Raw genomic sequence first — 12,820 nt, 5'->3', positions numbered from 1 at the left:
ATGTTATTTATTGATAATAAAGGGATTACAGATCCTACAATTAACTTAGCAATTGAAGAATATTGCGTGAAAAATTTAGATATTGATGAAACGTATCTACTGTTCTACATTAATGAACCTTCTATTATCATTGGGAAAAATCAAAACACAGTAGAAGAAATTAATGCTGATTATGTAAAAGAAAAAGGGATTCATGTTGTGCGCCGTTTATCAGGCGGAGGCGCTGTATATCATGATTTAGGGAACTTAAACTTCAGCTTTATTACGAAAGATGACGGCGATAGTTTCCATAACTTTAAAAAGTTCACAGAGCCTGTGACAAAAGCACTTGGAAAATTAGGTGTAAATGCAGAGTTAAGTGGTCGTAATGACATTTTAGCTGAAGGTAGAAAAATTTCAGGTAATGCACAGTTCTCAACGAAAGGTCGTATGTTTAGTCACGGTACATTACTGTTTGATTCTGAAATTGATCATGTTGTATCGGCGCTGAAGGTGAAGATGGACAAGATTCAATCAAAAGGAATTAAATCAATCCGTAGCCGCGTAGCGAATATTACGGAATTTCTAAATGAAAAAATGACGACAGAAGAGTTTAGACAACTTCTTCTTGAGACGATTTTTGAAGGAGAAACAGAAGTTCCAACATACGAGCTAACAGAAGAGGATTGGAAAGAAATTCACAAAATTTCGGAAGAGCGCTACCGCAATTGGGATTGGAACTACGGTAAATCTCCGAAGTTCAACTTACAACATTCACACCGTTTCCCAGTTGGACAAGTTGATGTTCGCCTAGAGGTAACAAAAGCGACAGTGACTGAATGTAAAATATACGGCGATTTCTTTGGCGTCCTAGATGTACATGATATTGAAGAGCGTTTAACGGGTGTACAGTTTGATAAAGAAGCGTTTGCTGCAGCGTTAGAAGACGTAGATGTAAAACGCTACTTTGGTAATATTACAAAAGAAGATTTCTTAGCATTGTTCTTTTAATGGTGAACTACTCCTCAAAAATTTGAGGAGTAGTTTTTTTGTCGTGATTTACCGAAGGGGCGATATCCTGTGTTGAATCGCTGATGAAATTTTCATACATTACACCATGTTATATTTTTATGAAAAAATTGTAAGGACGACAAGTCACATTGCTACGAGCGATGAATGAATCTTCATTCCGCTCATACCTACTGGTAGCAGTACTTTACGATGTTACTTTATATACGAGTATTTGAATGTTACTTGCCACTTGAATTTTCTTTTAATATAATGTATTTAGAATTTTTAAATTTTCTAAATTTTATAAAGGTGGGATTTGTGTGAATCTCGTTCAATCTTTGGCTGAAACAGCAAAACAGAAAGGAGAGAAACCGGCTTATATATTTATGGATCAGTCGGTCTCGTATGACCGATTAAACAAAATGGTCACGCAGTTTTCTAGTAATTTAGCAAAAATGGGCATTGGAAAAGGGGACAATGTCGCATTAGTTGTTGGAAATTCACCACATTTTTTAGTTGGCTTATACGGGACGATGAAAGCTGGAGCAACTGTCATTCCAATTAATCCAATTTATACAGCAGACGAAATGCATTATATTTTACAAAATGGAGATGTAAAAACAATCATCACACTCGACGTTCTTCTACCTGTTATACAATCTCTTACAACAAGACTTCCTTCTCTCGAACATATCATCATATGCGAAACCTCATCAGATTTCAAACATACAGAAACCGAAAAAATGAAAACGTTTACTAGTATGGTAGGCAGTGGCGACCTATCATATGAAGGGCCTGAACTAGATGAAGAAGATGTAGCTGTTATTTTGTACACTTCTGGAACGACAGGAAAGCCAAAAGGAGCTATGTTAACACATAAAAATTTATATAGTAACGCCAGTGATGTAGCGTCTTATTTACAATATACAGCGGACGACCGCATTATTGCAGCACTTCCGATGTTCCATGTATTCTGTTTAACAGTTGCCGTGAATGCACCGATTGTAAATGGTGCAACGATTTTAATGATACCAAAGTTTAGTCCGAAAGAAGTATTCCGCATTTCTCGTACATATGAGCCGACAATCTTTGCTGGCGTACCAACAATGTATAACTATTTATATTTATTTGAAGAAGCAAGCGCAGACGACGTTAAGACACTTCGCTTATGTATTTCGGGAGGGGCTTCGATGCCAGTTGCTCTTCTGAAAAACTTTGAAAATCGTTTTAACGTTATTGTTTCAGAAGGTTATGGGTTATCAGAGGCTTCTCCAGTTACTTGCTTTAATCCACTAGATCGTCCGCGTAAGCCAGGATCCATTGGAACGAATATTTGGCATGTAGAAAATAAAGTTGTGAATGAACTTGGAGAAGAACTTCCTGTCGGCGAAGTCGGCGAATTAATTGTTCGCGGTCCAAACGTAATGAAAGGATATTATAAAGCGCCGGAAGATACAGCGGCAGTACTTCGTGATGGATGGCTCTATACAGGCGACTTAGCGAGAATGGATGAGGAAGGTTATTTCTATATCGTTGATCGTAAAAAAGATATTGTACTTGTCGGTGGATATAACGTATATCCTCGTGAAGTAGAGGAAGTATTATATCAGCACGAAGCAGTTGCAGAAGTTGTTGCGATTGGTGTTCCAGATGAAAACTTAGGAGAAGCAGTACGCGCTTATGTTGTTCTGAAGAATGGCGCAGTGACAGAAGAAGAGTTAACGCATTACTGTTCCTTGCACCTTGCAAAATATAAAGTACCAAAGAACATAGAGTTTTTAGAAGAACTGCCGAAGAATACGACAGGTAAATTATTGAGAAGAGCTTTGAAGGAAAAGGCGTTAAAGGTGTAATTGTATGTTTCTATAGAAGTTTCATTACAAATAGAAACCTGTATGTTATGTGTAATTGAAGAATTCATTTTGAAATACTCTGTAATATGAAAGACAAGTGGTAGTATAGGAGACTTTTAAAATCAATTAACTGTCTATCATGTTGCACATTATAGTAATGAAAGCACATCACTAGTTATATAGTGGTGTGCTTTCTTATTTTATAAGACCCCTAAATGAGATCATTTAGGGGGTACTTTAAAATCTTAGCTTGATGGGCATGGGGTATCGCCAGCACTTTGGAAAAAACACGATAAGCAAAAAATACAATAAGTCGTTCATTTGGACAGATCATTTACATAATTCTCGAAAGCGGTAGTCAACATATTTAAAATTCTATAAAGAATCCTCTCCAGTTGGTTAATCTGAAGGAGATTCTTTATTTATTCTGGAGGAGGTATATTTCGAGAAATATCTTTATAAGTATTAGCTTCGTTTATTTGCTGATTTAAACTCTTATCTACTTTAGTAGGTGTTTGATTTTTATTCTTGCGAATACTCCATATTGAGTATCCAACAATGAGTACACAGAAAGACCAAAATACAATCATAAACCAACTCATATGGCACCTCCTTTATTTATAAGTTATTCCTCTATTAACAATATATTTCCTGTTGTATATTGTATTTATATCTAGCTAACGTAACGCACAATTATACGCAGTAAACACAGAGATGAATTTTTGTTGTGGGAAAAATGAAAGGATGTAGTAGAAGAGGGCATATGTAGTACAAATAAGGATAGATAAAGCATAACTATTTCTCCTTTATCTATCCTTATTTAAATTAAAAATGACGGACGTGAACCCTAACCTTAACAGTTATAGAGATTGATTCGTATTTATTAAAGTGGAATTTCCCTCCTTAACCTGCTTTAACGTCGCTACGATAAGAAAGCTAACAATTACTAATAATAGCCATGAACTTACCTTTCCGAGATGGACGAGATGCCATGTATCGGTTTGGTTTGGATACTTCCAAGCGCCAAAGAACGTTGCGATATTTTCCGCTATCCATATAAAAAATCCGATAAGTACAAAAGAAAGTGCGAGCGGCATACGGTAACGAGTTCCGCCAACCTCATATGTGACCCATGAACGCCAAAAGACGATAATGACAAGTCCAGATAACCACCAACGAACGTCAATCCAAAAATGGTGGATGAAAAAATTTAAATAAATCGCAGCAGCAAGAGGAACAACGACCCAAAAGGGTGGCCACTTAACGAGTTCAACTTTCAACCGTCTCCACGCCTGGCAAAGATAACTCGCTACACTTGCATACATGAATCCGCTATATAAAGGCACGCCAAAAATTTTGAAATATCCTTCCTCCGGATAAGACCAGGAGCCCATATGTACCTTGAAAATTTCAAGAGCAAGTCCGATCAGATGGAACAACGTGATAACTTTTAGTTCATCCCGTGTTTCAAGCCCAGAATGCACCATCCAACACTGCATGAGAAGACAGATGATGAGCAGCCAGTCATACCGCGGGAGGAAGGGAAGTGGCACGATTTGTGTTAAAGCCAAAGAGGCAAAAATAACGACAGGAAACAAACATGATAGGGCCTGTTCAAAGCCGAAACGAACGAGTTGAGTTAGTGCTCTCATAATTTGCGCCTCACTTTATGAATCTTGACTGTCTTCGTCATGTCTATATTCTAAAATATCTCCAGGTTGGCATTCTAACGCTTTGCAAATTTCCTCTAAAGTGGAAAAACGAATTGCTTTTGCCTTTCCATTTTTCAATATAGAAAGGTTAGCCATCGTTATTCCAACCTTCTCTGAAAGTTCTGTTACACTCATTTTCCTTTTAGCCAACATTACATCAATATTAATTATGATTGCCATGTTCATCACCTCAGACCGTTAAGTCATTTTCTGATTTTATATCAATCGCTTCTTTTAATAGTTTTTGAAGAACAGCAGCAAACACTGCAATTACCATTGAAGCAAAACTAATGACTAAGCCAATTACTATGATACCTGGGGCGTCGTCCATCTCCGCCAAGAAATAAAAGAATGGCATGCCTATCACATACAAAATACTAATTGTGATTGCACAGTATTTTATATTTTTTAAAGCTCTTACAGATAATTTCGAGAAAGCTTTGTTTTTGTCAATATAGCTTAGAAGCTGGAACGCCTGATATAACGCAATGAAAAATGGTATGACTGATACACACATAATGATTAAAATGGGATACAGTATATGGGCATAATTTGGATGTACTGGATGATTAGCTAACCAAGTTAAGCCAAATATACATAAAGCAAGAATCGGAATTCCAATAAGCATAACAGCGATCTTTAAAAAGAGCGTTGATACTTGTTTCATAAAAAGCACCTCACCTATTTATTCTAAAGTTGAATTTAACATACTGTTTATTGTTTTACAATAAATTTTTATTTATTATAATGATGTTTTTGTTGTTAAGTTTATGTTGGCTGTAGATGAAGATAAAAAGTATTTCTCATTATATGAATGGATTAAGCTGTGACGCTATTGTGAAGAGGGAAGAAACGCGGTTACGAAAAGTACAATACCTTGATCATGGTATTGTGGATGAAATGAATGGGGAAAAGAAAGAGATATAGCAACTTTATAAAAGAAGAAATAAGAATTAAGTGAATATAAAGCAATTGGAAGGATTCAAGATCATTTACACATTTTATCCCGCTATTGGAGGGCAGTAAGACCCCAACCTCAAGATTCAGAGAGAAAGGAGGAAGGTAGGTGGGGGGTGAAGAAAACTCCCACTGATTAAAGTTTCACTTTATATCAAGCCATACAGCAAAACACCCAAAAATAAAAAAGATTCTAATCAGCTTGTTCGACTTACTCCAGAAGAATGGCCGGAAATCTCATCGATACGAGAAGAAAACAGTCTTTGATATTTTGGGTGTTGTCTATGGATATAATGGGTTGAGAAAACAAAAGAAAGCTACATAATTTTTAAAAACGATATCTATATAGGATTATTTGGAATAATCATTTTATATTTTTATAAATTTATTTTGTTGCTTTTCGTCCTACTAATACCCAGTACAGAGATAAACTGAAAAGGGTAATGAGTACGAGAATGAATAGGATGTTACTAAACATGGAAGCATCTGGAGTGCTTATAATCCCTAGGAAATTTTTTCTCAATGCGGAATGGTCCATCATTGCGGCTGTATAGGCAATTCCGATTGACATAGCGACATTAAGTGTTAAATTATAAAATCCGATTGCTGTTCCTGTTTTTTCTTTTTCAATCGTACAAATGCAAGAATCAAGTAATGGTGCATACATGAATGCAAATGAACTAGAGAATAGAACCATAGATATTACGAATACAACAACAGAAGTTTTTACAAAGAATCCGCCTAATAATAAGCTGACTATAATGCTAGACATAGCGATTATAATACATTGCTTGCTTCCCAAAACCTTCGCAACTTTTCCAGAAAGAGCTCCGGTTATAGTAGCTGCTATATAGCCTGGAATCAATAATAGTGAAATGGTATCTAGCTTCAAACCATAAATCTTTTCAAGCAAGAATGGAAATAAGAAAATATATGCTAACTGTACAGAGTAAATTACAAAAGCAACTCCAAGCAATGAGATAAACTGTTTATTTTGAAAGAATGATATTCCGATAAAAGCTTTTGAGTTCTTGCTGATATAAGTAAGGAACAAGGTAATTGCAACAATAAACAACAGAAGGTAAATCCAATTGAAATCGGTAATATATAGTAGTAGGGATGCTGAAATGGCTCCAACTAGAACTAATCCTAATACATCTAGATTACTGTTTTTCGCTTCTTCCTTAGGAAGATACTTTAAAATGAAAGGAAGGGTGAAAAGTGTTACAAAAGAAAGTAAAAACAGAGTTGTCCAATGGAAATATGTTGAAACATACCCCCCAGTTAATGCACCTATAAGCTGTGAAAGAGCAAAACTACTTGTACTTAATCCTAAAAATTTCTTTTGTTCATTTGCAGGTAAATGTTTTGTTACAAATATCACGTATAAGGTTTCAGCTGATGCTAGACCAGCAGTTTGGATCATTCGTGAGATAACAACTAGTAAAAACGAGTGTTGGAAAATATACCCCATGGCTGAACCGACACATATTAAAATAATACCAATGCTAAAAAGTTTTCTGATACTAACAGAATCCGCTAAAGTTGCGTAAACCACTGCCCCAATTCCAATTACAAGACCAGCTAGGGTTGCTTGCCAGCTAACTGTTGTCACTGAAATGTGAAAATCCTTTGCCATGTCAACAGAAATAATCTTAAAAGAATTGTCAATTACCAAACATAATAGAAATAACAGTAAGGTTACGGGTACTGCTTTCTTAGCGCTATATTCCTGAGTTTTCTTCATGCTTACACCTTCATTAATGGTAGACATAGCTATATTCCTCTTTTCTTGTTGTTCAGGAAATTGTCTCCCTGAGTCATGATTGTCTGACCTTTAACTACCAATTGATCCTTTTGTAAAGGGACCGTTTCAGTAATTTCTACACTTGTTGTTTTATATGTGAGACTTCCGTGTGTACAGTTGTACCGATTTTTATTCGTTCCTTCTTATGATATTTAAAAAAGGGAACGTTTTCATACACAACAAAAAATTGTCCCTCATTATAGAGGTTTCGCCACATCACGATTAAGCTAAGGTTTTCATACATCCCCTAAATGAAAATTTTCTTTCTCTACAGATAATCACTCTGAGAATTCAGATCATTTTTTCATTTTTGGTGCAGATGGATAGGGGATACTTCAAAATATTAGCTTGATGGGCATGTGGCGGTACTCAAAAAAGCTCCTAATTTCTATACTTTACAAACAAGCCTCTAATGCAATTTTCATCATTTTATCGAATGATGTTTGCCTTGCTTCAGCACTAATTTGCTCATGGGTTACTAAAGAATCTGAGATAGTTAGTATACACGCTGCTTGTTTTTCTAATATCTTTGCATTATGGAATAATGCATAGCTTTCCATTTCTGTACAAATACAATTATGTTCATTATAAAAATCAACATGATTTGGAACATTAGTTTCATGATAAAATACATCACTTGAATGTACTCTACCCTTAACAATAGGAGTATGAATGCGATTTGCAGTATCTTCAATTTTCTGCGTTAATAACTCACTAGGAAGCTGAATATCATCTTGAACTCCTGCTTGAGCCTTTGCAAATGTTGATTCACTCCATGCACTATCTACAAGCACAATATCATGTATGTTTAGTTCTTCTGTATAAGCTCCTGCACTACCAATACGGATAATATTTTCTACATCATAAAATTTATATAGCTCGTATGAGTAGATTCCAATACTTGCCATCCCCATGCCTGATCCCATTACAGATATTTGTTTCCCTTTATAAGTTCCTGTATAGCCAAACATATTACGTACAGTATTAAATTGCACTGGATTTTCTAGATATGTTTCCGCAATATATTTCGCACGTAGTGGATCACCTGGCATTAAAACTGTTTTTGCAATTTCTCCAATTTTCGCGGTATTATGTGCTGTTGTCATATTATAATCTCTCCATTTCTATTTTTTTAATTTACTTAACCATCAAGAACTATAATCCAAATAAAATGATTACTCGTTTTACATATCGAGTAATCTGTACAATTTATTTCTTTATTAAAATGTATTCGGTTTCAAAACTGTATGATCAATTACCTTTGCAATGATCATTTTCTTCACTCCTCATATTTTTTAACAAATTCATTCTAACTCCAGTTTGAACAAATGTAAATATACTTATGAAATTTCGTTCAAACTTTTTTTGGGGTAGTGAAATAAGTTTTTAAAATTGACACAAAAAAGGGATACCCTATTAACAGCTCCCCATAAAACACAGTATTTATTCATTTTATCGTTTTGGGGTATTTGCTTTTCTTAGCTTGATGGTGATGGTACCTCTTATAAAACATGTAATTATTTTTTATAATATTCAAACCAATTTGTCTATCTGTACGTTTACATAGAACAAAGGGATAAAAATTCAGACAAGATTACGAAAGGAGGGAATCAAAAGACGTATAGCAAGTATATTTGTAAAGATTCAAACACCCTGTTTACCTGCCGGGCTTGCGTGTACCTATGGAAGTTATTCCTGTGTCTTGAAGATTTATCATGTGAAAAAATTTTTAACGAGGTGAAGAAATGTTAAAAAAAATGAAATTTACAGGCGTATTGGTTGTAGCTTTGCTGTTTGTTACTATTCTTCCGACTGCCATTTTCGCTTCATTTACTGAAAATAAAAGCTCTATGGAAAAGGAGAGCTTCGATGGAAGCATCACTAACAACTCCCTCGCTATAAGTCCTGATGAGCAGATTGCGATTGTTTCAGATAGTCGCGAACAATCCCTTCGTATTTATGACCTTGCTAAAGGTACTTTACGCAAGAAAATCGATGGCTTTGTTACACCGAGAAACATCGTGTTCGTTAACAATGGTTCAGAGTTTGTTGTCTCGGACAGTACGCTAGGCACTTTACGATTCTACAACGCAAAAAGCCTAACCTTAAAGGATGAAGTCGTAGTCGGTCCAGGTGCATTCGGCACCGCCGTCAGCCCCGATGGAAAGACGCTGTACGTGAACAATCAGGCACATAGTTCTGTAACCGTCATAGACCTTGAGAAACGTAAACCGACTGCAGTCATCACTGGTTTCTCCCAACCACGCCAAGGTATTACAGTCTCTCCGAATGGAAAATATGTGTTTGTAACAAACTTTAAAGGAGATAAGGTGTCCGTAGTTGATGCAGCCACTAAGAACATCGTACGTGAGATTATTGGTTTCTCTATGATTCGTGGAATCTCCGTGACTGCCGATGGTCAAACATTGTATGCCGCAAACAGTGGTCGTGACAGCATTTCCGTGGTGGACACCTCTCTAGGACAAATCGTTAACGAGGTAAAAGTTGGACGTGAGCCATATGGTGCAGCCTTGTCGCCCGATGGTAAACTGCTTTTTGCAAGCAGCAAGGCCGACAATACGATCGATGTGATCAACGTCTCTGATAACCATGTGATTAAGACAATCAGTGGCTTCACAGAACCCCGGCAAGCCATTGTCTTTAGCCAGGACGGAGAACGCGCTTATGTCCTTAATCGTGATCTCTCCATTTCCCGTGTGAATATAAAAGACTTATCTATCACCGATACGATTCGTGATAAGTCAAACAAATACAAGCTTTAGGTGTTAGAATCAGACGGAATCAGAAAATATTTAGCAGACGATTAAGGAATGACACTTTATTAGGGGTCACTGTACATTACAATCAACCTAAGGTGAATTTATATCCATAATTCATAGAAAGCGTTATTCTTTTTGTAGAAATATACAGAAAGGATGGCGTTTTTGTATGAATCTATCGATTCAAGATGAGTTTCATTTGTTCGCTGAAGAACTACAGCGATATCTATATGTCTACTCTCTACGTTGGCAAATAGAGATTGTATTCAAAATATGCTCTTCTTGTGTTAATTTAAATGATTCTTTTAGAAAAAAGTTTAATCGTTTTATGCCCCTTATTCAATAAAAGCACTCCGCTTAACAAGATTTTATTAAGCAGAGTGCTTTTGTTTTTCTATTACTCTTAAAAATTAACTACTGAATATTTTTATTGCACTCTAATTGATTTTGAATTCCTGACCTATCAATTTGAATCCAATACTCTGAAATTTTCCCATCTTCTATTCTATACACCGCACTTGCCATTTGAATTATTGGGAGTCCTGTAGGTTGATATCCATCGATTTCCCCTAAGTGTGCACCTACTTGTTTCCAACGTACATATACTTTACTTCCTTGTACTAAAAATTCTTGAATTTCTAAAGAAAAATTACCGTATACTTCAATTACGATAATTATTGGTTATGTAAACTTCACATGAATATGATATACGTCATTTAATTGTGGTGAAATTTAGTTAATTCATTATTTTAAAAGGGGATTTAGAATTAGAACAAGACCGCCAAGAAACGGTCTTGTTCCTTGTTTTCTTTGATCAACTATTACAACAGAAACTCAAATAAATCATCTTGCTGTAATATCTTTAACTGTATCGGAAATACGGTCAACCGCTGCTTTTCCAGCATCTTCAACAACATCAATTGCATTTTGTACTGTATCGCTTGCTGCTTCAATCCCACGTTTTGTTTTGTTACGCCCTTGGTCGATGGCAGATTGATTTCGATTTTGCTCAGTCATTTGTTACTCCTCCTTAAATCGTTCTTCGACCTTAGTATAAGAAAATGTTATTTTGTTATTCATTCATTTGTTTACTAACTATGCAAACATCAATTATTGATGCTGTAACAAAGAAGACAACTGCTGTCAGCTCACAAAAAATCGAGCAATAGTAATTTACTTGGCCACGAATTGTGGCCTTTTTATTTTGGATTGATGGGTCTATATCATCGTCATCAACTTAAAAATTCAAAATTACCCTAAAACCAAAAAGAGTCCTAAATTAAATGCGATAAATTTACTTTATATGGTATTGTATTTATAAGAGTTTATTCAGCTAAAACAACAGGTTAAAACGAGCTAAATTATCATAAATAACTGTAGAGATATATAATTTTCGTTTTGGGGACATTTCAAATTCTAAGCTTGATAGGCATGCGGCAGTACCCAAAAACAAGAAAAAGTACAATTACATTCTTAAATATAGGTAAATAAAGAAACACTAGACAAATCATCTAGTGTTTTTTAATTTGTGTAATCTTTGGAAGTGCATATGATTTACGGTATAAAAAGATTACAGGTTATAATAGAAGAAATAGAAAAGGAGGCATACGGTGAAGATTAGTCGATATTTCAATATAGTTACTATTTTTATTCTATATACATTACTGATGTTTTACATCGGATGGAACGGATGGGTTTGGCTTCAAGTGACTTTTGGCTGGGAAGCTTGGGGGTATTACGCTGCCCTAGTTGGATTGTTTTCATATGCATATTTAATTGTTCAAGTGTTCAAATTTCTTCCTTTCTTACGGACGATCGGTTCCTATTGGTTTGCGGTTATACAATATGCTCTTATATTGGTACCACTCGCTGATATAGCGGTATTTATTTTACAACTATTCGCACCAATAGATACGGTGATTATGTGGACAGGAATTGTGACCATTGGTGTATTTCTTTTCGTATTCGGTTATGGAACATTTAATGCGTATAGTCCAGTTGTTCGAAAATATGAAATTCACTTACCAAAAGAAGCGAAAGGTCGTAAAACGCTTCGCATTGCGATGGCTTCTGATATGCATTTTGGTAAACTATCAGGCACTTCTCATTTAAAAAGATTAGTGCACCATGTAAATGAAATGAAGCCAGATATTATTTTGTTGCCAGGAGATATTATTGATGATCATCCTGGAGAATTTATTAAGAAAAACATGGGGCAAGTGATGAAACAGATGCAGGCGCCACTAGGTACATACGGTGTGCTCGGAAACCATGAGTATTACGGGAGAGCCATTCCGGAATTTCTGCAGGAGATGGATAAGATAGATGTTCATATCATGTTAGATGAAGTAATTAAAGTGGAAGATAGTTTTTATCTCGTTGGAAGAAGAGATAAAACAGAGCGAGATCGGAAAAGCTTTGAAGAACTTATGAGTACAGTAGATAAAGAGCTTCCTGTTATTGCGATGGATCATCAGCCGTTTGAACTAAAACAAGCAGCGGAATCTGGCGTTGATTTACTATTGTCAGGTCATACACATCGCGGGCAAATGGCACCGAATCATTTGATTACGAGAAGAATGTATGAACTAGACTGGGGATACTTGCAAAAGGAAACATTCCATGCGATTGTATCTTCTGGATTCGGCTTTTGGGGACCACCGCTTAGACTAGGGAGTCGGTCGGAGGTAATTCAGATTGATGTTACTTTTGAGTAGTGTA

Annotated in this window: 12 protein-coding genes and 2 pseudogenes; 6 read left to right on the top strand and 8 right to left on the bottom strand. The window is 35.7% G+C overall.

Going from position 1 to position 12,820, the window contains the following annotated elements; genetic code table 11:
- Both CN373_RS02500 and CN373_RS02495 read left to right on the top strand, forming a co-directional pair.
- Positions 1 to 990: a lipoate--protein ligase gene (locus tag CN373_RS02500; RefSeq protein WP_000897294.1), complete on the top strand. Its 990-nt coding sequence runs from the start codon at positions 1 to 3 to the stop codon at positions 988 to 990.
- Between the two features lie 320 nt (positions 991 to 1,310).
- A complete protein-coding gene (locus tag CN373_RS02495; protein WP_098358761.1) occupies positions 1,311 to 2,843 on the top strand; it encodes a fatty acid--CoA ligase family protein in 1,533 nt (510 codons plus the stop codon).
- 422 nt (positions 2,844 to 3,265) lie between these two features.
- Here the strand turns inward: CN373_RS02495 and CN373_RS02490 are convergent, their stop codons facing one another.
- The 4 genes from CN373_RS02490 to CN373_RS02475 all read right to left on the bottom strand — a co-directional run bounded on the left by CN373_RS02490 (position 3,266) and on the right by CN373_RS02475 (position 5,222).
- A complete protein-coding gene (locus tag CN373_RS02490; protein ID WP_098358760.1) occupies positions 3,266 to 3,445 on the bottom strand; it encodes a hypothetical protein in 180 nt (59 codons plus the stop codon).
- A gap of 258 nt (positions 3,446 to 3,703) precedes the next feature.
- Positions 3,704 to 4,495, bottom strand: coding sequence for a DUF817 domain-containing protein (locus tag CN373_RS02485; protein WP_098358759.1), 792 nt, complete (start codon positions 4,493 to 4,495; stop codon positions 3,704 to 3,706).
- A 15-nt stretch (positions 4,496 to 4,510) separates the two neighbouring features.
- Positions 4,511 to 4,735: a helix-turn-helix domain-containing protein gene (locus CN373_RS02480; protein ID WP_098358758.1), complete on the bottom strand. Its 225-nt coding sequence runs from the start codon at positions 4,733 to 4,735 to the stop codon at positions 4,511 to 4,513.
- A 10-nt stretch (positions 4,736 to 4,745) separates the two neighbouring features.
- Positions 4,746 to 5,222, bottom strand: coding sequence for a DUF2975 domain-containing protein (locus CN373_RS02475; protein ID WP_098358757.1), 477 nt, complete (start codon positions 5,220 to 5,222; stop codon positions 4,746 to 4,748).
- A 116-nt stretch (positions 5,223 to 5,338) separates the two neighbouring features.
- Here CN373_RS02475 and CN373_RS25450 point away from each other — a divergent pair, with 116 nt between their 5' ends.
- Both CN373_RS25450 and CN373_RS02470 read left to right on the top strand, forming a co-directional pair.
- Positions 5,339 to 5,482: a hypothetical protein gene (locus tag CN373_RS25450; protein ID WP_165770702.1), complete on the top strand. Its 144-nt coding sequence runs from the start codon at positions 5,339 to 5,341 to the stop codon at positions 5,480 to 5,482.
- Between the two features lie 179 nt (positions 5,483 to 5,661).
- Positions 5,662 to 5,837, top strand: a pseudogene (locus CN373_RS02470) (IS4 family transposase); the annotation flags it as partial.
- A gap of 60 nt (positions 5,838 to 5,897) precedes the next feature.
- Here CN373_RS02470 and CN373_RS02465 read toward each other — a convergent pair.
- Both CN373_RS02465 and deoD read right to left on the bottom strand, forming a co-directional pair.
- The gene (locus CN373_RS02465; protein ID WP_098358756.1) at positions 5,898 to 7,286 is read right to left on the bottom strand and encodes an MFS transporter; all 1,389 of its coding nucleotides are present in this window, start codon (positions 7,284 to 7,286) and stop codon (positions 5,898 to 5,900) included.
- Between the two features lie 428 nt (positions 7,287 to 7,714).
- Positions 7,715 to 8,425 (bottom strand): purine-nucleoside phosphorylase, encoded by a 711-nt coding sequence (gene deoD / locus CN373_RS02460; RefSeq protein ID WP_000205262.1) that lies wholly within the window; start codon positions 8,423 to 8,425, stop codon positions 7,715 to 7,717.
- Between the two features lie 639 nt (positions 8,426 to 9,064).
- Here deoD and CN373_RS02455 point away from each other — a divergent pair.
- A complete protein-coding gene (locus tag CN373_RS02455) occupies positions 9,065 to 10,102 on the top strand; it encodes a YncE family protein (RefSeq protein WP_000914521.1) in 1,038 nt (345 codons plus the stop codon).
- Positions 10,103 to 10,513: 411 nt separating this feature from the next.
- On the opposite strand, the pseudogene CN373_RS02450 reads toward CN373_RS02455, so the two are convergent.
- Positions 10,514 to 10,768 (bottom strand): annotated as a pseudogene (locus CN373_RS02450) (ester cyclase); the annotation flags it as partial.
- Positions 10,769 to 10,942: 174 nt separating this feature from the next.
- Positions 10,943 to 11,116, bottom strand: coding sequence for a hypothetical protein (locus CN373_RS25445; RefSeq protein ID WP_000139430.1), 174 nt, complete (start codon positions 11,114 to 11,116; stop codon positions 10,943 to 10,945).
- A 593-nt stretch (positions 11,117 to 11,709) separates the two neighbouring features.
- On the opposite strand from CN373_RS25445, the gene CN373_RS02445 reads away from it, so the two are divergent.
- Entirely contained in the window at positions 11,710 to 12,816 is a 1,107-nt protein-coding gene (locus tag CN373_RS02445) for a metallophosphoesterase (RefSeq protein WP_098358755.1), read from the top strand.
- The last annotated feature ends 4 nt before the right edge of the window (positions 12,817 to 12,820 follow it).

It is taken from the genome of Bacillus cereus, assembly GCF_002561295.1.
Classification (GTDB): domain Bacteria; phylum Bacillota; class Bacilli; order Bacillales; family Bacillaceae_G; genus Bacillus_A; species Bacillus_A cereus_S.
This window is presented reverse-complemented; position numbering and strand designations above follow the sequence as displayed.